Source organism: Pseudoflavonifractor sp. An187 (assembly GCF_002160275.1).
Classification (GTDB): domain Bacteria; phylum Bacillota; class Clostridia; order Oscillospirales; family Oscillospiraceae; genus Enterenecus; species Enterenecus faecium.
The window spans coordinates 65,063-85,383 of the sequence record NZ_NFKG01000004.1 but is presented as its reverse complement, the minus strand read 5'-3'; the positions used below and the strand labels follow the sequence as shown (position 1 = coordinate 85,383).

General features: G+C 59.4%; 19 protein-coding genes. 18 read left to right on the top strand and 1 reads right to left on the bottom strand.

Annotated features, from left to right (window positions below):
* The 13 genes from rsmH (at position 1) to B5F22_RS03795 (ending at position 15,421) form a co-directional block, all read left to right on the top strand.
* Positions 1–933: a 16S rRNA (cytosine(1402)-N(4))-methyltransferase RsmH gene (gene rsmH / locus B5F22_RS03855; RefSeq protein ID WP_087369577.1), complete on the top strand. Its 933-nt coding sequence runs from the start codon at positions 1–3 to the stop codon at positions 931–933.
* 26 nt (positions 934–959) lie between these two features.
* On the top strand, positions 960–1,496 hold the full coding sequence (locus B5F22_RS03850; RefSeq protein ID WP_087231261.1) for a hypothetical protein: 537 nt from the start codon (positions 960–962) through the stop codon (positions 1,494–1,496).
* A 141-nt stretch (positions 1,497–1,637) separates the two neighbouring features.
* Positions 1,638–4,058 carry a penicillin-binding transpeptidase domain-containing protein gene (locus B5F22_RS03845; protein WP_087391085.1) on the top strand — a complete coding sequence of 807 codons (2,421 nt, stop codon included), beginning with the start codon at positions 1,638–1,640 and terminating at the stop codon, positions 4,056–4,058.
* Positions 4,012–4,569 carry a hypothetical protein gene (locus tag B5F22_RS03840; RefSeq protein WP_143482183.1) on the top strand — a complete coding sequence of 186 codons (558 nt, stop codon included), beginning with the start codon at positions 4,012–4,014 and terminating at the stop codon, positions 4,567–4,569. The genes B5F22_RS03845 and B5F22_RS03840 overlap by 47 nt, the downstream gene beginning before the upstream one ends.
* A gap of 31 nt (positions 4,570–4,600) precedes the next feature.
* Positions 4,601–5,587: a phospho-N-acetylmuramoyl-pentapeptide-transferase gene (gene mraY, locus B5F22_RS03835; protein WP_087391079.1), complete on the top strand. Its 987-nt coding sequence runs from the start codon at positions 4,601–4,603 to the stop codon at positions 5,585–5,587.
* Positions 5,588–5,653: 66 nt separating this feature from the next.
* A complete protein-coding gene (ftsW, locus tag B5F22_RS03830; RefSeq protein WP_242955053.1) occupies positions 5,654–6,880 on the top strand; it encodes a putative lipid II flippase FtsW in 1,227 nt (408 codons plus the stop codon).
* A gap of 10 nt (positions 6,881–6,890) precedes the next feature.
* Positions 6,891–8,000, top strand: coding sequence for an undecaprenyldiphospho-muramoylpentapeptide beta-N-acetylglucosaminyltransferase (gene murG / locus B5F22_RS03825; RefSeq protein ID WP_087391076.1), 1,110 nt, complete (start codon positions 6,891–6,893; stop codon positions 7,998–8,000).
* A gap of 56 nt (positions 8,001–8,056) precedes the next feature.
* On the top strand, positions 8,057–9,310 hold the full coding sequence (gene murA / locus B5F22_RS03820; RefSeq protein ID WP_087391072.1) for a UDP-N-acetylglucosamine 1-carboxyvinyltransferase: 1,254 nt from the start codon (positions 8,057–8,059) through the stop codon (positions 9,308–9,310).
* A 101-nt stretch (positions 9,311–9,411) separates the two neighbouring features.
* A complete protein-coding gene (locus B5F22_RS03815; RefSeq protein WP_158096611.1) occupies positions 9,412–10,254 on the top strand; it encodes an FtsQ-type POTRA domain-containing protein in 843 nt (280 codons plus the stop codon).
* A 216-nt stretch (positions 10,255–10,470) separates the two neighbouring features.
* Entirely contained in the window at positions 10,471–11,523 is a 1,053-nt protein-coding gene (gene ftsZ, locus B5F22_RS03810) for a cell division protein FtsZ (RefSeq protein ID WP_087231282.1), read from the top strand.
* A gap of 70 nt (positions 11,524–11,593) precedes the next feature.
* On the top strand, positions 11,594–12,520 hold the full coding sequence (gene gluQRS / locus B5F22_RS03805) for a tRNA glutamyl-Q(34) synthetase GluQRS (RefSeq protein ID WP_087391066.1): 927 nt from the start codon (positions 11,594–11,596) through the stop codon (positions 12,518–12,520).
* A gap of 58 nt (positions 12,521–12,578) precedes the next feature.
* The gene (gene guaB / locus B5F22_RS03800; RefSeq protein WP_087231288.1) at positions 12,579–14,054 is read left to right on the top strand and encodes an IMP dehydrogenase; all 1,476 of its coding nucleotides are present in this window, start codon (positions 12,579–12,581) and stop codon (positions 14,052–14,054) included.
* 452 nt (positions 14,055–14,506) lie between these two features.
* Positions 14,507–15,421 carry a glycoside hydrolase family 25 protein gene (locus B5F22_RS03795; protein WP_158096610.1) on the top strand — a complete coding sequence of 305 codons (915 nt, stop codon included), beginning with the start codon at positions 14,507–14,509 and terminating at the stop codon, positions 15,419–15,421.
* A 68-nt stretch (positions 15,422–15,489) separates the two neighbouring features.
* On the opposite strand, the gene B5F22_RS03790 is transcribed toward B5F22_RS03795, so the two are convergent.
* Positions 15,490–16,551 carry a WYL domain-containing protein gene (locus B5F22_RS03790; protein ID WP_242955052.1) on the bottom strand — a complete coding sequence of 354 codons (1,062 nt, stop codon included), beginning with the start codon at positions 16,549–16,551 and terminating at the stop codon, positions 15,490–15,492.
* 172 nt (positions 16,552–16,723) lie between these two features.
* Here B5F22_RS03790 and B5F22_RS03785 point away from each other — a divergent pair, with 172 nt between their 5' ends.
* From B5F22_RS03785 to B5F22_RS03770, 5 genes are all read left to right on the top strand, one after another.
* Positions 16,724–17,413: a tetratricopeptide repeat protein gene (locus tag B5F22_RS03785; protein WP_087391058.1), complete on the top strand. Its 690-nt coding sequence runs from the start codon at positions 16,724–16,726 to the stop codon at positions 17,411–17,413.
* Between the two features lie 14 nt (positions 17,414–17,427).
* Positions 17,428–17,601 (top strand): BC1881 family protein, encoded by a 174-nt coding sequence (locus B5F22_RS11975; protein WP_143482182.1) that lies wholly within the window; start codon positions 17,428–17,430, stop codon positions 17,599–17,601.
* 220 nt (positions 17,602–17,821) lie between these two features.
* On the top strand, positions 17,822–18,874 hold the full coding sequence (locus B5F22_RS03780) for a reverse transcriptase family protein (protein ID WP_087369566.1): 1,053 nt from the start codon (positions 17,822–17,824) through the stop codon (positions 18,872–18,874).
* 22 nt (positions 18,875–18,896) lie between these two features.
* Positions 18,897–19,466, top strand: a complete 570-nt coding sequence (locus tag B5F22_RS03775; protein ID WP_087391055.1) for a DNA-3-methyladenine glycosylase — start codon at positions 18,897–18,899, stop codon at positions 19,464–19,466.
* Between the two features lie 21 nt (positions 19,467–19,487).
* Positions 19,488–20,288: an agmatine deiminase family protein gene (locus tag B5F22_RS03770; protein WP_087391052.1), complete on the top strand. Its 801-nt coding sequence runs from the start codon at positions 19,488–19,490 to the stop codon at positions 20,286–20,288.
* Positions 20,289–20,321: the final 33 nt, after the last annotated feature.

Here is a 20,321-nt window from a genome sequence, read left to right as displayed (position 1 = left end):
ATGGAATATACACACAAGTCTGTGCTGCTCCAGGAGTGTCTGGACGGCTTGAACATCAAGCCCGACGGCATCTATGTGGACGGCACGTTGGGCCGGGCGGGGCACTCGCGAGAGATTGCCAAGCGCCTGACCACTGGCCGACTCATCGGCATTGACCGGGACGCCGCCGCTCTGGAAGCCGCGCCGGCCCGTCTGGAAGGGCTCATGGACCGGGTGACCCTGGTGCGTGGGAACTTCAGCCAGGTGGGGGAGATTCTCCGCAAGTTGGATATCCCCGCCGTGGATGGTATGTTGTTTGACCTGGGTGTGTCCTCGCCCCAGCTGGACGAGGCGGCCCGAGGTTTTTCCTATTTACAGGATGCCCCTCTGGACATGCGGATGGACCAGTCCGCCGCCCTCACCGCCTATGAGGTGGTCAACGAGTGGTCTCAGGAGGAGCTGAAACGAATCTTGTGGCAGTACGGGGAGGAGCGTTACGCCGGCCCCATCGCCGCAGCCATTGTACGCCACCGGGCTCAGGCTCCGGTGCGCACCACCCTGGAGTTGGCGGATTTGATCCGCAGCGCCATGCCCGCCAAGGCGTGCCGGGAGAAACAGCACCCGGCCAAGCGGTCCTTCCAGGCCATTCGCATTGCCGTCAACGACGAGTTGGGGGAAGTGGAGCGGATGCTGGATACCGCCCTGGACCTCTTGAATCCCGGCGGACGGCTGGCCATCATTTCCTTCCACTCCCTGGAGGACCGCCTGGTGAAGACGGCCTATGCAGGGTGGGCCAAGGGTTGTACCTGCCCCCCGGACTTCCCCGTGTGCGTGTGCGGGAAGACCCCCAAGGTGCGCCTGGTGGGGAAAAAGCCCATTGTTTCCACCCCCCAGGAACTTGAAGAGAATCCAAGGGCTCGCAGTGCCAAGTTGCGTGTGGCAGAGAAGCTGTGAGTGAGATAATAAAAGGAGACATCACTATGGCAACCCAGCGCAAAGTTAGACAGTACGCCACCTATGGCAACGTAGCTTATAAAGTAGACAACACCGCCCCCGCCCGGGAGCGGAGAAGAGAGGTGGAGCAGCCCCGGCGGCCCAGAGTCAGACCCCGGGAGCGGGTGGCCACCCGGCCCCAGGTACAGGTCCGGGCCCAGAGCGCTGTGGCGCCCTTCACCATTGTGGGATTTGTGGCAGCCATCGCCTGTGCCCTGTTGCTGGTGGTGTGCAGCGCCCAGCTGGCCATGGTCAACGCGGAGACGGTAGAACTGCGTTCTACCCTGTCCGAGTTGCAGGACGAGAAAAAAACACTGATGGCCCAGTATGAAAAGACCTTTGACCTGACGGCGTTGGAGCAGCAGCTCACCGCTGACGGTTCCATGGTGGAGGCGGGCGCAGGCCAGACCGTCTACCTGGACTTGTCCCAGGACGACAGTGTGGTGTACTACCAGGAGGCTCGGGAGGGAGTCTCCGGCCTGATTCGCCAAATTGAGGAATTTCTGAGCGGCATGCTGTCATAATGGCCGCCCCAGAACACATACAATGAAATGCGGACATAAGAGAGAATGAGGGGCGTAAGAAAACTTTGACCGGTTTCTTACGCCCTTCTTGTCCCGATATGCCGCCACGCCAAACCGGAATATATATAGGAGCGAAGACATATGCAAAAACCCAAATCCAATTCACGCCGCTCCCCTGGACAGGGAAACCGTAGTCTCTTCCGCCGCACGGTGGTGTTGCTGGCGGTGGTGGGAGTGGTGGCCTTTGTGCCCCTGGTGGCCCAGCTGGTGAAGCTGCAAATCTTCCAGCACGACGAATGGGAGCAGCGGGCGGCCAATCAGCAGACCCTGGACGTGGCGGTCAACGCCGGACGGGGTGCCATCTACGACGCCCAGGGCCGTACTCTGGCCCGGTCCGGCACCGTCTATCAGCTGATCCTCTCCCCCCGGGACGTGGTGGTTTCGGTGAATAAGAGCAGCTATGAGGATGAGGACGGCAACCTGAAGCAGGAGGAGTACGAGCAGGCCATCGAGGACAAGCGGGACCTGATTGTGGACGGCCTGGTGGACCTGCTGGGACTCAACGAGGACCGGCTGCGCCAGCGCATTGAGAACACCGACTCCGCCTATGAGCCTCTGGCCTACGAGCTGGAGGAGGAGGAGACCACTGCGGTGCGGGAGTTTATTAAGGAGAACAAACTCTCCTCCATGCTCTACTTCGAGCCCTCCAGCAAGCGCTATTACCCCTACTCCTCGGTGGGCGCCCATATCCTGGGCTTTATGGCCTATACCGAGAGCAGCGGCAGCGTGAAGGTGGGTGCCCAGGGCGTGGAGGCCCTGTACCAGGATGTGCTGTCCGGGGCCACCGGACGAGTGGTCACCTCCAAGACGGGAGCCGGCACTGAGATGCTCTCCACCTATGAGGAGTACATCGACGCCGAGAACGGCGGCAACCTCCACCTGACCATTGATGCCACCATCCAGTCCATGCTGGAGCAGACCCTGGAGGAGGGCATCCAGACCTATAACGTGAAAAAAGGCGGCTTTGCCATTGCCCTGGACCCCTCCACCGGGGCGATTCTGGGCATGGCCAGCAGCCCCAACTTTGACCCCAACGAGTACGCCAGCGTCTTCGACCAGGAGCTGCTGGATGAGCTGAAAGCCCTGGCCGAGGAGTACGGCGAGGACAGCGACGAGTACAACCAGGCCGTCAGCGACGCCCTTAACCTCCAGTGGAGAAACAAAGCCCTGTCTGACACCTATGAGCCCGGTTCTACCTTTAAACCTCTGGTGGTGGCGGCAGCCCTGGAGGAGGGGGTCATCTCTCCCAACGACCACTTTTACTGTGACGGCGGCCAACAAGTGGCCGACTGGTTCATTACCTGTCATAAGCGGGCAGGACATGGAGATCAAACATTGACCCAGGTGCTGGAGAACTCCTGCAACGACGGTATGATGCAGATTGTCCAGAAGTTGGGAGCAGACACCTTCTGGGACTACCTGGAGAATTATGGCCTGTTTGACTCCACCGGTATCGACCTATTTGGCGAGGGAACCAGTGTCTTCTGGCCCGGCGGCAAGGACTTTTTCACCAGCATCTACGGTGAGACTTCCGTGGCCACCGCCTCCTTCGGTCAGACCTTTAAGATTACCCCCATTCAGATGGCCACTGCATTTGCCTCTATGATCAACGGCGGCCATTTGTTGGAGCCCTACGTGGTGCAGTCGGTGAGCGACGACGACGGCAACAGCACCTACTACCACCAGGTGCAGGAGGTGCGCCAGGTCATCAGCGAGGAGACCTCTTCCACCCTCCGCGGTATGCTGGAGAGCGTGGTGGCTGGCCCCTCCGCCTCTGGCCGCAACGCCTATATGGCGGGCTACCGCATCGGCGGTAAGACCGGTACCTCCCAGAAGCGAGATGAAAAGACCGGCGACCTGATCTGTTCCTTCATGGGCTTTGCCCCTGTGGATAACCCCAAGGTGTTGGTGCTGCTGGCCTACGACTCCCCCGAGCAGTCGGCCTCCAACTCCAACTACACCCCCTCCGGCACCTACATCAGCGGTGGTAACATTGCCGCCCCCATGGCCGGGCAGCTGCTGGCCGACATTCTGGACTACATGGGCGTGGAGAAGCAGTATACCACCGACGAGCTGGAAGCTTCGGACACCACCATGATCAACGTCACCGGCTATGAGCTCACCGTGGCCAAGGGCCTGCTCACCGACCGCGGTATCCGTTGCCGCACCGTGGGCAGTGGCAATACCGTCACCGGGCAGCTGCCCGCCTCCGGTGTGACCATCCCCGGCAGCTCCACCGTGATCTTGTATCTGGGCGAAGAGGTGCCCAAGGACAAGGTGAAGGTGCCCGACCTGGAGGGGTTGAGCCCCTCGGAGGCCAAAAATACCCTGGAAGAGATGGGCCTATTCCTGCGAGCCACAGGTGTGACCGATGACGGCGGCAACCTGGAGGCCATCAACCAGAGCATCGCCGCCAATACCGAGGTATCACCGGGCACCGTGGTGGAAGTGAGGTTTGTCAGCAGTGTTATCGACTACGCCGATCAAGAACTCCCAGATTGATGACCCCATTGCCGTGGTGGGACGGGGCAACACCGCCACGGCCCACCTGCTGCGCCGTTTGACCGGGGCACCGGTGGTGGAATTGACCCCCTGTGAGGCCGCCATGGCCGGGGACGACACGTCCCGCTACCAGGCTGTGGTGGTGGAAAACTTCGAGCCCCGGGACCGCCGCACCCTATCCCCCTGTGCGGTGGCCCGGTGGGAGCTGTCCCGGCGGGCCGGGGTCACCGTGGTGGCCTTGGACGACGGGGAGGGGCGGCGGACGGCCCGGGCCATGAGGGGCCGGGTGTTCGCCTACTCCGACGGCAGGCCCCAGGCGGACCTCACCGCCAAAAATGTCTGTCTGCGCCGCCAGCGGGTGGAGTTTGAGGCTCTCACCCGAGACGATCTGCTCCGGGTGCGGGTACCCCGGGGCCAGGGCGGCCTCTATGAGAGCCTGGCCGCCTTGGCGGCGGCTGTGGCACTGGGCGTGCCGCTGGAGCAGGCGGCCCAGCGTTTGAACCAATCCTAGATACAAAAGAGAGAGTGGAGGTTAATAAACCATGATGAGTTTCGCAGCGGCGGCAACCGCCTTTCTGGTCACTGCGGTGGTGGGTAAGTTTCTGATTCCCGTCCTCCGGGCCATGAAGGCCGGCCAATCCATCAAAGAGATTGGCCCCAACTGGCACATGACCAAGCAGGGCACCCCCACCATGGGCGGTATTATGTTTATGGTGGGCATCACGGTGGCGGTGCTGATCTTCTGTTGGAAGGACCTGATGAGCGGAGACTATTCCGCCCTCATCGTGCTGGGCCTGGCCCTGGTATACGGGGGCATCGGCTTCATCGACGACTTTGCCAAGGTGCGCAAGCATGAGAACACCGGCCTCACCGCCGGGTGGAAGCTGCTGCTGCAGCTGGCCGTGTCCGTGGCCTTCCTGGCCCTGATGCGCAATTTCGGCTATCTCTCCCCCAACCTGTACGTCCCCTTTGCCAACATCGACATTCCTCTGCCCTGGGCGGTGTACCTGGTGTTTGCCGCCTTCGTGCTGGTGGGCTGTGTCAACTCGGTGAACCTCACCGACGGCCTGGACGGCCTGGCGGGCTCTGTGACCCTGCCCGTGGCCATCTTCTTCTCCCTTCTGGCTGCCTGGTGGGATAAGGGCAGCGTGGGCGCCTTTGCCGCCGCTCTGGCCGGAGGCATTCTGGGCTTCCTCATTTACAATTTCTATCCCGCCAAGGTGTTCATGGGGGATACCGGCTCCCTGTTTTTGGGCGGCGCCGTGTGCGGCATGGCCTTCGCTGTGGACGCACCCCTCATCCTCATCCCCGTGGGTATCATCTACATCGCTGAGACCATGAGCGATATCATCCAGGTGACCTACTTCAAGCTCACCCACGGCAAGCGTATTTTCCGTATGGCCCCCCTCCACCACCACCTGGAGCTGGGTGGGTGGAGCGAGGTGCGCATTGTGCTCACCTTTACCGCCATCACCGTGGCCTTCTGTCTGCTGGCCTTTGCCGGCGTGATGTACCGCTACGGGATATAACAGCCCCTCTGGCCCGGTTAGACGGGCTCTACTTCGCATTTTTCGTTCCGGGAAGGAGGCGCACCCGTGCGCAAAAAAGCCAAACGAGATCTCACCATAGAGCAGCAACTGGCCCGGGGGCCGCTGGACCTGCCCTACCTGGCCCTGGTGCTGCTGCTGACGGCCATCGGCCTGGTTATGCTGCTCTCGGCCTCCTATGCTTCTGCCTACTACGACCTGGACCCCAGCGTGAAGACAGGAGGCAACCCCTATTACTACTTTTTGGGACAGCTGAAGTTTGCCGTGGCAGGTGTGGTCGGCATGTATATCGTGTCGAAAATCGACTACCAGTGGTGGCGGGGGCTGTCTGTACCCGCCCTTGCGGGCAGTATCTTCCTGCTGATTCTGGTCTTTACCCCTCTGGGACGAACCAGTAACGGCGCACGGCGCTGGCTGGACATCGGCTTCTCCTTCCAGCCCTCCGAGCTGGTGAAGGTGGCGGTGATTCTGTTCTTTGCCGCCCGGCTGTCCAAGCGGAAGGACCAGATCAAAGCGCCCCCTAAGAAGTGGAACCGGCGTACCCTCCGGGGCCGCATGGGAGAGTTTGCCGAGAACATCGGCCTGCTGGAGCTGATTCCCTACGCGGTGATTCTGCTGATTATCCTCTTCTTGCTCTACAAGCAGCCCCACATGTCCGGTATGATTCTGGTGTGCTCGGGGGCGGCGGCGGTGCTGTTCGCCTCGGGCATCCGGCTGTACTGGTTTGTAGGCGGCGGCGCTGCCGTGGGTGCGGCGCTGCTCTTCCTCATCACCCAGACTGAGTACATGACCGCCCGTATGCAGTCCTGGCTCAACCCCGGCAGCGACCTGCGGGGAGACGGCTACCAGCTGTGGCAGTCCCAGATTGCCATCGGCTCCGGCGGCCTGCTGGGCACCGGGCTGGGCAACAGCCGTCAGAAGTACATGTTCCTCCCCGAGGAGCACAACGACTTTGTGTTCGCCATTGTCTGTGAGGAGCTGGGGCTCATCGGCGCCTGCCTCATCATTGTCCTCTTCGCCCTGCTCATCATCCGGGGCTATTGGCTGGCCCTCCACGCCCGGGACCGCTTCGGCAGCCTGATGATTGTGGGTGTCAACACCCAGCTGGCGGCCCAGGTTATCCTGAACATCGGCGTGGTCACCGGCGCTCTGCCCACCACCGGTATCTCGCTGCCCTTCTTCAGCTACGGCGGCACCGCCCTGGTGGTTCAGTTGGCGGAAGTGGGCTTGATCTTAGCGGTGTCCAGGCAAATCGTGGCGCCAAAGGAAGAGTAGGAGGGGGAGCATGAAGGTACTGTTTACCTGCGGCGGCACGGCAGGGCACGTCAACCCGGCCCTGGCCGTGGCCCAGACCTTTGAAAAATACCATCCCGGCTGCCAAGTCCTCTTTGTGGGGGCCGAGAAGGGGATGGAAAAGCGATTGGTGGAGCAGGCGGGATACCCCATCCGCTGTGTGAAGGTGTCCACCTTCGAGCGGCAGCTGAGTTGGAAGATCATCCGCCACAACTTCAAAAGTGTGTTTAAAGTGCCGGTGGGGCAGTGGCAGGCCTCCCGGATTTTACGACAGTTCAAGCCCGACCTGGTGGTGGGCACCGGAGGCTACGCCTCGTTCCCCGCTGTACGGGAGGCCACCCGCATGGGCATTCCCACCGCCATTCACGAGTCCAACGCCTTTCCCGGCCTCACCACTCGGGTGCTGGCCAAGCGGGTGGACCTGGTGATGGTGGGCTTCCCTGAGGCGGCGGAGTATTATACCCACGCCAAAAAAGTGGCGGTGACAGGTACCCCGGTGCGGGGGGCCTTTTTCCGCCTGGACCGGGCCCAGGCCCGGCGGGAACTGCGCATCACCGACGACAAGCCTCTGGTGGTGTCCTTCTGGGGCTCCCAGGGGGCCCGGGACATGAATCTCATGACCGAGGACTTCGTGCAGCGGTGGGTGGAGGAGGGCAGACCCTTCCACTACATCCACAGCGGTGGCCGGGACTATGAGACCATGGCCCAGCACCTCAAAGAGCGGGGCGTGTCGGTGACGGACCAGGAGGTCCGTCCCTACATTGACAACATGCCCACGGTGATGGCAGCCGCCGACCTGGTGATCTGCCGGGCCGGGGCCTCCACCCTGGGCGAGCTCACCGCCATGGGCAAGCCTGCGGTGCTGGTGCCCTCTCCCTATGTGGCTGCCAACCATCAGTTCAAAAACGCCAAGGTGTTGGCAGACCGTGGGGCGGCGGAGCTTCTGGAGGAGAAAAACTGCTCCGGCCAGAGCTTGTACGACACCGCGGTATCCCTGCTGGCCAACGCCGACAAGCGCCGGGAGATGAGCCGGGCCATGAAGGAACTGGCTACCCCCCGGGCGGCTGAGGACATCTACAAGGCTCTGATGGAGCTTCTTTAACCCTTTTCCCTTTTCTTTCATAGAATGTGCCAATGGAAGGAAAGGGAGGCGTTTTCATGAGCGTCATGTACATACAGGGCGGTGCCCTACTGGAGGGGGCATGGCGGGTCCAGGGGGCGAAAAACAGTGTGCTCCCGGTTTTGGCGGGGTGTCTGCTGGCCCCCCAGCCGGTGGTGATCCGCAACTGTCCCCGCCTGTCCGACGTGGACGCCGCCGTGGACATCCTCCAACACCTGGGGGCCAGCTGCCGCTGGGAGGGGGAGGAACTGGTGGTGGATGCCGGGCAAGCCACAGGCACCGCCATTGACGAGGGCCGTATGCGGGCCATGCGGTCCTCCATTATGTTTCTGGGGCCTCTGGCCGCCCGGATGGGGGAGGCCACCCTCACCTATCCCGGCGGCTGTGAGCTGGGCCCCCGGCCCATCGACCTGCACCTGGAGGCCCTGCGGGCCATGGGGTGTCAGGTGGAGGAGCAAGACGGCACCATCACCTGCCGGGGCCGTCCCCGGGGCGGGGTGGTGACTTTGAAGTTCCCCAGCGTGGGGGCCACGGAAAATGCCATGCTGTGCGGGGCAGGGGCGGCGGAGGACACCACCATCGTCAACGCCGCCCGGGAGCCGGAGATTGTCCAGCTCCAGCAGTTTCTCAACGCCCTGGGCGGTGAGGTGACGGGTGCCGGAGGCAGCGTCATCACCGTCCGGGGTGGGCGACCCCTCCACGGCGGAGCGATCTCCATTTTGGGCGACCGCATTGTGGCGGCCACTCTGTTGTCCGGGGTGGCGGCGGCAGGGGGCGAGGTGGAGCTCCAGGGCGTGGACTGGCGGCACCTGTCCACGGTGCTCCAGCTGTTCGAGCAGGGGGGATGCCGGGTGCGCAGCGCACCGGGCCGCATCTGGTTTTGCCGTAGGGGAGATATCCCCATGAAGTCGGTGGGACCGGTGGCCACCGCCCCCTATCCCGGCTTTCCCACCGACGCCCAGGCTCCGGTGATGGCGGCCTTTGCCACCGCCCGGGGCACCACCATTTTTCAAGAGACCATGTTCTCCCGCCGCTTCGGCCACGTGCCGGAATTGCGGGAGATGGGAGCGGATATCTCCCTCCACGGCCAAGGGGCGTGGGTGCGGGGAGTGAAGCGGCTCCACGGAGCCCAAGTGTCCGCCACCGACCTGCGGGGCGGGGGCGCACTGGCCGTGGCCGCCCTGGGAGCCCAGGGTGAGACCCAGCTGCGGGGCGTGGAACACATCGACCGGGGCTATGAGCGCCTGGAGGAGATGTTCAACCGCCTGGGGGCCCAGATACAGCGCAGATAAATTTACCACAGAGGTGATTTGGCATGGCACGTGAGCGGAAGCACCCCCGGCGCACCAGGCGCCGAGGCCGGTTTCGGTTTTTCTATAAATTGATCTCTCTGGTGGCAGTGGTAGCAGCCATTGTCACCGCCTGTGTCATCTTCTTCCGCGTCAATGAGGTGAAGGTAGAGGGCAACTCCCACTACACCGCCCAGGAGATCATTGACGCCTCGGAGATCGAGAGGGGGGATAACTTGGTGACCCTGTGGACCTGGCAGATCAACCAGCTGGTGGGCAGCAAGCTGCCCTATGTCCAGCGGGTGGTGGTGGGCCACACCTTCCCGGACAAGGTGACCCTCCAGGTGGTGGAGCGCACGGTGGCCGCCACCGTGGAAGGCAATGGCCGCCAATGGCTCATGGCCTCCGACGGCTACCTGCTGGAGACCACCAAGCAAAACCAGGGCATTGCCATTGTGGGCCTGGAGGTGGTGGACCCCCAGGCGGGCCAGCCCATGCAGGTCAGCGAAGCGGACCAGTCCAAGGGGGAGGCCATCGTCCCTCTGATGGAGGCCTTGGACCAGGCGGGGAAGCTGAGCCAGTGCACCCAGTTTGACTGCTCGGCGGCCTCTTCCATTCTGGTCAGCTACGGCATCCATCAGCTGCGCTTCCCCCTCCACGGGGACTATGCCCAGATGCTCAACCTGTTCCAGGCGGCTTTGGACAGCGGCAAGCTGCCCCAGGGTGAGGCCCGGGTGTTTGACTTCACCGTTTCTGACAGCAAGGTGTTTGTCCAAAACCCCAAGCAGTCCGCCCAGCCCGAGCCCAGTGCCAGCCCCGACCCGGACGCCACAGCTTCGGACGCTCCGGACCCCGCGGCCTCCCAGTCTCCGGACCCTGAGCCTTCGGCCTCCACAGAGCCCGCAGCCTCGGCGTCCCCGGAGCCCTCTGCCACTCCAGAAGCGTGAGACCCATGAGTCCCCATCCCGCCCATGTGTGCGGGGTGGGGGCTTTTTTCGTTTTATTGGCTGGAACTGCCAAAAGGACGCGACAAAATTCTGCAAAAAAACTTGCATTTCACTATTGACCCCGTGAGGAAAAGCCGCTAAAATAAAATGTGATTTGTAGTCTGGATTATTGCAGGCATTGACACAAACTGTTTTGGATATAGGAGGGTCATATTTATGGCTTTTGTCATGGATTCTGAGGTAAAAAGTGGCGACACCTTGAAGGTCATCGGTGTCGGCGGCGGCGGTTGTAACGTGGTCAACCGCATGGTGCGTGTGGGCATGCAGGGTGTGGAGTTCATTGCTGTGAACACCGACCGTCAGTGCCTGGCCGCCTCCGAGGCCACCCAGAAGCTGCCCATCGGCGAGAAGCTCACCGCCGGTAAGGGCGCTGGCGCCAACCCCGAGGTGGGCCGTGAGTCCGCCAAGGAGAGCAAGGACCAGATTTCCGCTCTGCTGGACAACACCGACATGGTGTTCGTCACCGCCGGTATGGGCGGCGGCACCGGCACCGGCGCCGCTCCCGTGGTGGCTGAGATCGCCAAGTCCCGTGGTATCCTCACTGTGGGCGTGGTCACCAAGCCCTTCAGCTTTGAGGGCCGCCGCCGTATGGACCAGGCCATGAAGGGTATTGAGGAGCTGCAGTCCAAGGTGGACTCTCTGGTCATCATCCCCAACGACCGCCTCCAGTACGCCACCGACGAGAAGATCACCTTCGCCAACGCCTTCGCCATCGCCGACGACGTGCTGCGTCAGGCTGTGCAGTCCATCTCCGACCTGATCACCACCACTGGTCTGATCAACCTGGACTTCGCCGACGTCACCGCCGTCATGAAGGACGCCGGTCTGGCCCACATGGGTGTGGGCCGCGCCGCCGGTAAGAACCGCGCGGAGGAGGCCACCCGTCTGGCCATCAACAGCCCCCTGCTGGAGACCTCCATCCAGGGCGCCAAGGGCATCATCGTCAACATCACCGGTCCCATGGACATCGGTCTGGACGAGGTGGAAGTGGCCGCCGAGATGGTCAAGGAAGTGGCCGATCCCGACGCCCTGTTCATGATGGGCGCTGCCTTTGACGACTCCCTCCAGGATGAGATTCGGGTCACCGTCATCGCCACCGGCTTCGGCGGCGTGAGCAACCCCACTCCCGGCAAGGAGGAGGCTGAGCAGCCCAAGGAGAAGGAGAAGGACCCCTTCGACGACATCTTCCAGATTTTCCAAAATAAGTAATCCATATTCACTCGTGCCGCTGCTTTTTGCAGCGGCACGAGCGCTATTTTATCAACAGGAGAGATGGACCATGACGGTACGGGGACGGTTTGCCCCCAGTCCCAGCGGGCGGATGCACCTGGGCAATCTGCTGGCGGCGCTGCTGGCCTGGCTGGATGTGCGCAGCCAGGGCGGGGTGATGGTGCTGCGCATGGAAGACCTGGACCCCCAGCGGTGCTCTCTGGATAAGGCAGCTCAGCTGGTGGAGGATTTACAGTGGCTGGGCCTGGACTGGGACGAGGGCGGCTTAGAGCCGGAGTATTGCCAGTCCCAACGCTCCCACCACTATGAGGCGGCGTTCCGCCGCCTGGAAGAGCTGGGGCTTATTTACCCCTGCTACTGCACCCGGGCGGAGCGTCTGGCCGCCTCGGCCCCTCACGCCTCGGATGGGGCGGTGGTGTATTCAGGCCGCTGCGCCCACCTCACGGCCCAGCAGCGGCAGGACCTGGAGGCAGCGGGGAGACGCCCGGCCTTCCGGGTGCGAGTGCCCCGAGCGAAGATTACCATAGAGGACGGCCACATGGGCCCCTACACCCAGCAGCTGGACCGGGACTGTGGGGACTTCATCGTCCGACGCTCCGACGGGGTGTGGGCCTATCAGCTGGCCGTGGTGGTGGACGACGCCCTCATGGGCGTGAGTCACGTGGTGCGGGGCTGTGATCTGCTCTCCTCGTCCCCGGTCCAGGCGTGGCTCCACCGCACGCTGGGGTATGAGCCGCCCCAGTTTTACCACCTGCCTCTGCTGGTAGACGCCCAGGGGCGGCGGCTATCCAAGCGGGACCGGGACCTGGATATGGGGGTGCTGCGAGAGAAATACACGCCCCAGGAGCTGGTGGGCTGGCTGGGCTGGCTGGCGGGTTTGCAAGATACGCCAAAAAGTGCCACACCGGACCAGCTGATTTCCCGGTTCCACTGGTCAAAAGTACCGAAAACATCCATTGTTGTAGGTTCAACTTGACACCCTTTTTTCCAGAGCGTAAAATAAAATATCAATACAATTTTGGAGGAGTGGTAAAATGTCGCAGATTCAATACAATGACAAATTTGTAAAAATGGGTCTGACCTTCGACGACGTGCTGCTGATTCCTGCCGAGAGCAACGTGCTCCCCGCAGACATCGACCTGCACACCCGTCTCACCCGCAAGATCACCCTGAATATCCCTGTGGTGAGCGCCGCCATGGACACGGTCACCGAGTCCCGGATGGCCATCGCCCTGGCCCGGGAAGGCGGTCTGGGTATCATCCACAAGAATATGTCCATCGGCGCTCAGGCCGAGCAGGTGGACATGGTCAAGCGCAGTGAGAACGGCGTTATCACCAACCCCTTCTTCCTCGGCCCAGGCCACACCCTGGCTGAGGCAGACGAGCTGATGGCGAAGTACCGCATCTCTGGTGTGCCCATCTGCGACAACGGCAAGCTCATTGGTATCATCACCAACCGTGATATGAAGTTTGAGACTGACATGTCTCAGCTCATTGACAACGTGATGACCAAGGACAACCTGGTCACCGCTCCCGAGGGAACCACCCTCCAGGAGGCCCGTGAGATCCTCCGCCGCCACAAGATTGAGAAGCTGCCCATCGTGGACAGCGAGAACCACCTGAAGGGCCTGATTACCATCAAGGACATCGACAAGGCCCAGGTGTACCCCAACTCTGCCCGTGATGAGAAGGGCCGCCTGATGGTGGGTGCCGCCATCGGCGTCACCGCCGACGTGCTGGACCGTGTGGCCGCCCTGGTGGAGGCTGGCGCCGACGTGCTGTGCCTGGACTCCGCTCACGGCCACTCCCAGAACATCCTCAACTGCGTCAAGCGCATCAAGAGCCTGTACCCCGACGTGCAGCTCATCGCCGGCAACGTGGCCACTGCCGAGGGCACTCGCGCCCTCATCGAGGCTGGTGCCGACTGCGTGAAGATCGGTATCGGCCCCGGCTCCATCTGCACCACCCGTGTGGTGGCTGGTATCGGCGTGCCTCAGATCACCGCCGTGTATGACGCCGCCCGTGTGGCCGCGGAGTACGACGTGCCCATCATCGCCGACGGCGGTATCAAGTTCTCCGGCGACATCGCCAAGGCCATCGCCGCTGGCGGCAACGTGGTCATGCTGGGCTCCCTGCTGGCTGGCTGCGAGGAGTCCCCCGGCGACACCGAGGTCTACCAGGGCCGTCAGTTCAAGGTCTACCGTGGCATGGGCTCTCTGGGCGCCATGGCCTGCGGCTCCAAGGACCGTTACTTCCAGCAGAACAACAAGAAGCTGGTGCCCGAAGGCGTGGAAGGCCGCGTGCCTTACAAGGGACCTGTGGCCGACACCATCTATCAGATGATGGGCGGCCTGAAGGCCGGTATGGGCTACTGCGGCTGCGGCACCATCGACGAGCTGCGCACCAAGGCCCAGTTCACCCAGATCACTGCCGCCGGTCTCCGGGAGTCTCACCCCCACGATATCTACATCACCAAGGAAGCTCCCAACTACACCGTCAATCCCCAATAATTCTTCGAAAAAATTCCAGAATTTTTTCGAGGGGATGCAGCCCGCTGCATGCATAATCGGGTCAAAGGGCGACCCGATTCCACACTGGCGGGCTGAGAAGTGTTTTTCCCGATGCGCATGTCCTCGGAAAAAACGCCATTCCAATTTATTTTCCCGCCAGCGGGCGGGAAAACTCTGCCGAGGGCTTTGGCCTATGCAAGAAAGTCTGAACTTCTTGTATGGACGTTGGCTTTTTGACAGTCTTCATCTGCCACAGAGGGAAACCTCTGTGGCAGATTTTTTCATTGCATTCACAGGGGAAAATCCATATAATGTGGGGAAAGGAGGGATACCCGTTGGAACATCAGATGTTAGACCAGGAGAGAGAGACAGCGGAGGAGACCTCTGACCAGCTGGGGCGGGCACCTCAGCGAACCTCACAGAAACAGAAACGGCCGGGGAAGAAATGGGCAATGGCTCTGTGTGTGGCGGTGGCCATCTTCGGCGGCCTGTGCCTGAAGGTATATCAGCTCCACAACCGGGTGGAGTGGCTGCTGGAGAACACCGTGGCCAAGAGCACCATCCGGGACCTGGCCTACCAGTACGGCCTCACCACCACCTTTCTCCAAAAGCTGTTCCCCCAGTCCTATGTATATATGGGGGCCAACGGCATCACCATTTCGCCCCTCAAGAACGACCTGACCCAGCACAGCTACGACTGGAGCGGGCTGAGCGAGGAGAATGGCCGCTACCAGTACACCGCCCCAGACGGCACTCAGGCCCTGGCAGGGGTGGACGTGTCCACCTACAACGGGGACATCGACTGGGCGGCAGTGAAGGCCGACGGCATCTCCTTTGCCATGATACGCCTGGGCTTCCGGGGCTACGGGGAGACGGGCAACTTGGTGCTGGATGACAAGTTCCAGCAAAACATCCAGGGAGCCACCCAGGCGGGACTGGACGTGGGGGTATACTTCTTCTCCCAGGCTGTCACCGTAGAGGAAGCGGTGGAGGAGGCGGAGTATGTGCTGGACGCCCTGGAGGGGGATTCCATCACCTACCCAGTGGTATTTGACCTGGAGCAGGTGGCCCACGACGAGGCCCGCACCGACGATCTGAGCGTGGAGACTGCCACGGAAATCACCCAGGCGTTTTGCCAAACCATTGCCCAGGCGGGCTATCAGCCTATGATCTACGGCAATGTCACGTGGCTCATGGACCGCATCGACCTGACCCAGCTCACTGAGTACCAGCTGTGGCTGGCCCAGTACCAGAGCACCCCCACCTTTCCCTATCAGTTTACCATGTGGCAGTACAGCCACCAGGGCAGCGTGGCGGGGATTGAGGGGAATGTGGACCTCAATTTACTGCTGACGCCCTTGTCCTGAGATGCGTACAACAACCAAAACCACCCATCTGACCTTGCTCGGATGGGTGGTTTTCTTCGTTATAGTGATCAATCGAAGGAGGGAATGGCGTGGTAGTTGGATAGGGCTTGTTCCAGACTTTCCACCACACGCTGTGCAAGGGGGAGGGGCTTTAAGACGGTTACATCTGGGGAATAGGTTTTGGCAAAGTGTTCAATGGCCATTTCGTTGGCATAAACGGTCATTGTGACATGGGAGTCTGTCTCATCGTGAAAATCCACCTGGTGGCCGAACAGGTCGATCACATCGCTGACCATGAATTTGGAAATACGCAGACTTGCATGAATGTTTTCACTGGAATACATGTAGGGGTGTTGTCTCATGTAGGTGGCCAAATCCAGAGAATCACCATTGGCCCATTTTAGTTGAGAAAACGGCTTTGCTGCCTCATCCAGAATGCGCAGGTTTAGAATACGATCCAGACGGTAGTTGGAGATGTCATCGTATTTGTCATGATTGCATATGAGGTAGTACTTGCCCTCTCTGGCGGCCATTTGATAGGGGCTGATGACATATTCCCGAGCTGACCCATCGGGACGTTTGCGCACGTGTACTTTTTTATCCGTTCCATATTCGGTATACTGGAAGGAGACCTTTCGGTGCTTGCTGATGGCCTCATCCAAGAGCTCAATGGTGTAGAACAGCTGCTTGTTATGTCCAACATCCTGGGGCATCCGGGCAATATGCTTGACCCGGGAGCGAAAGTAGACGTTGGACAACCCTTCCAGCTTGCCAATCAGGTCTTTGCACTGGTTGTGTGGAATGTGGCCGAAAAACAGGAGGCTGTCAATGAGCAGCCGGAGTTCTCCGGCGGTAAAGTCCCGTTTTAGGTAGAAATCGGACCAGAGATAGCTCTCTTCCTGGGTGGTTTGCCCGGTGCTGGGATTGGTGACCGGAACCATGCGGACGGTTTCGGTGTACTCGATGTCATAGCCGCAGTCCATCAGGTTGAGCAGATTGCGCCGAATGGATTTTCGATCGGCACGCATGGAATATTCCCGTTCCAGGATATCGGCAATCTGCTTTTGGCTGAGTCGATGCTCTTCATCGGTGTATCGCTTGAGAATGTCCAGAATATTGAGAATCAGCATTTTTTTCGGCTGCTTGGAGTACATGGTAGCCCCACCTCTCAAGGTATATGAGTTTATTATAGCGCATATGCCAGGTTTGACAAGGAGATGGGTGGGGAGAAAATGCCCCACGGTATGAGGTATTCTGTTCGTAAGCTTAAACCAGCACACGTTGGAATAGGAGTGGTATGTCATGGATGTGGAGATTTCTCAGCAGGTTCAAGATTGGGTGGAGTTGTGGCAGGATGCCAACCGAAAGAATGACCCCAGGGCGCAGTATCGGTTGGCCACGTTGTATGCGGCTTCCTCCGATGTGGAGGCAGAGAAGAAGGCGTTTGAGTGGTACAAAAAGTCAGCCGCTCAGGGATTTACAGATGCCTGCTTTTTCCTAGGAAAATGCTACGAGGATGGGAAAGGGACGAGAAAGAACTATCGTCAGGCCGTCCGATGGTACAAAGCAGCCCAGCGAGGTGTATCCGACGATTTAATGGAACATCCGGCGCCCATGGACCGCATTGAGGACGCTATGGTACAGCGATATATGGAATATGAGGCATATGCCCAGAGCGTGGACGAAGTGCTGGAGGCCCAAGGTAGTCCATGGGAGGATTCCTTTCAGAGAGATCTAGAGGAGGCTGAGAATGGGGATGCGGAGGCCCAGAATCGACTTGGACATCGGTATCGGTATGGACAAGGAGTGGAGCCGGACATGGAACAGGCGGTGTACTGGCTCTGGAAATCCGCTCAACAGGGTTGTGAAGCGGGAATCTCTCATTATGCGACGTGCATGGAAGAGAGAAAAGAGTACAAAGAGGCGGCAAAATGGCACCGCAAATATGCAAAGATACTCATCAAGTGGAGAAAACGGCGATTGGGCTGGTAAATGAAAAGAAGGGAATGAGCTACATGGATTTATCCAAGGTATCCACTCAGGAGCTGGTGGAAGAGTTGAGAAAACGGGAGGCGGTGGAGGTGGTGCAGGTACTGCCCTATCAGGAGTATCGCATTTTGGTGGGAGACCGGGAGACCCGCGACAGCGGTCCCGCCCTTCTTCTGCGGGTCTGGGATTAACTTTATGTTGCTGGGTTTGGGGGGGCAGTGGTAGAATAAACCTACAAGCAGGATGCTTTGCGGTAGAGTACAGGGAACGAAAGGTTCAAGGGGCGGCGAATCGCCGTCTGGGGTTTCGATGCAGTGTTCGACTTTGACTGGGCAAAGTCGGTGGCTTGAATGGATATTCAAGTATTTTGGTACCGCAAGGAATCATGGTTTGTGAGTGGTGGGGAAATGTATGTATATCCGAGAGAATGGCACCATTTATTTTCATGAATGGGATAGACCGTTTGTTGCTAAGTTTGGGGAGCACACAGCCACTCAAATGGTGCTGGCGTTCCAAGCCGAACACCGTGGCCTACCATTTCTCTATGACACTCACCAGCTGGCTGCGTTCTTACAGATGAACCGCAAACGGCTGTTCGATCTAGTAAAGCAAGTGGATGAGCATTATGACCAGGTGAAAATAGTCCAAAAGAACGGAAAAATGCGAGTGCTCCATGTTCCGGATGGAGCATTGAAGGCGGTGCAGCGTCAAATTCAACGAAACATCCTGATGCATTTTTTGCCCTCCCCGCATGCCACGGCGTACATCCGCCGGAGAACTCTGGTGGACAATGCGGCACCTCATGTGGGGAAAAAGTACCTATTAAAGTTGGATATCACCGACTTTTTTGGCAGTATCCAATTTGCGCAGGTGTACCGCAGTGCCTTTTGCAGCCCCTATTTTCCTAAGCAGGTGGGGGTGTTGCTCACACGTCTGTGTTGTTGGCAGGGAGCTTTGCCCCAAGGCGCACCCACATCTCCGGCCCTTTCCAATTTGGTGATGAAATCCTTTGATGTATACCTGGGAGATTGGTGCCAGAAGCATGCCATTGCCTATACCCGTTATTGCGATGACATGACCTTTTCCGCAGACCGTCCCCTGTACATGGTCTACCAGAAGGTACAAATCATGTTGGAGCATATGGGGTTTTCCCTCCACGAGGACAAAACCTGTTTTGTCACCCGAGCTTCCCGGCAGTGTGTCACCGGACTTACCGTCAATGAAACCGTGTCGGTGTCCAGGGTATACAAACGTCGACTTCGCCAGGAGCTGTATTACGCCCAAAAGTTTGGTTTGGCGGACAGTCTGAGGCACACCCAAAGAGGGGGGTTCTTCACAGGTGATACGCCAGATGTGGAGAGATATCGGAATCACCTGCTGGGTCAGGTGGGATTTGTCCTCCAAGTGGAGCCGGAAAACCGTTGGTTTCAACACGCAAGGAATGCGTTGAAGACAATGAGATAAACGAAAAAGGAGTGACCATAACATGAGCAAACCGGAGTGGATGACGCAGAAGGACTTTGACAAAAAGATGAAGGAGAAGGATCGAGATTTCTTCAAATGTCCCGCAGAAGAGTTGGCCCAAAAGCTGATCGGTAAGAATCTGTGCCATGTTGTCGATAAAGACAACAAGGACGAAGGACCCTTTGTGATTAAGGCTCGGATTCGGATCGCAGAGGCCTATCCAGAAAAGGACAAATTCACAGACGGGAATCGGGAAAAGAACAAGACCTCCCAGGCGTTGGAAGGTGGGCATCTGCACCTGTTTACCAAAAAAGGAAATGAGAGGAAACGTATGGATGTGGTAGCCAATAAGGTTGATGTATCCGAAGGGGTTTTGATTTGCAACGCCGATCCCTATGATGGCCCTCGAAATGTGGTGGATGGGCTGTATATTCCCAACAGTGCCGATGGCATGGATATGCTGAAAGATGACGCCGAAATCTGGATCGAGGACGATGGCACCCAGGCGGAGTTGAAGGAGCCGACGAAACGAAAGAACATCCCCGACGACAAGCCCCTGCGCTTCGAGGCAAAGCGGTTTATCTTCAAGTGAGGGGGAGGGGGGAAAAACCGGATGCTCTACCTTTCTTCTTTGCTCCAAACAACCCCCATTTATCAAGCTGCGGCGGACAGATTGTCCGCCGCACTTGCATCTCAACAGATTCCATATCGGTTTTTGACCGGGACCAAGGACATCTGGCTGCGAGATTTCATGCCAGTCCAAATTCGAGATGGCACCTTTGTCTCCTTTCGCTATGACCCGGGGTATCTCCAAGACACTCCCGAGCTGAAAACAGACTACGAGAAGGACATTGCCCCCCAGCTTTCTTTGGCTGCGACGTATTCCTCCATCAACCTGGACGGCGGAAATGTGGTGTTCTCCCCATCCAGGGAACAGGTGGTCATCAGCGATCGGGTGCTGGGAGAAAATCCTGCATATGCGCCCCAAGAGCTGGTGAAGGCGCTAGAGGAGCAGCTGATGGCCCAGGTGATTTTGATTCCATCCCTACCCAGTGATATGACCGGTCATGCGGACGGAATGGTTCGGTTTGTGGATGAGAACACCGTGGTGGGTAATCGTGTTCCCTCCAAATATGGCCTGGAGCAGCGCATCAAGCGGGCGTTGCGCACCTACCACATAGAGGTCATTGACTTTCCCTACTTCGCCTCTCCCAAAGACAGCGCCGTGGGGTGCTATCTCAATTTTCTGGAGACGGACACTTGCATCTTTCTACCTGTGTTCGACGTTGCCATGGACGAGGAAGCGGTGGCACAGGCACAAGATATCTTTTCCAAGCCCGTGGTACCGGTGTGTATCAATGAAATTGCAAAACAAGGCGGTGTCCTCAACTGCATCAGCTGGGAGATGCCGTAAGGTTTCACGGATTGCTTTCCCGCTACAAATCCG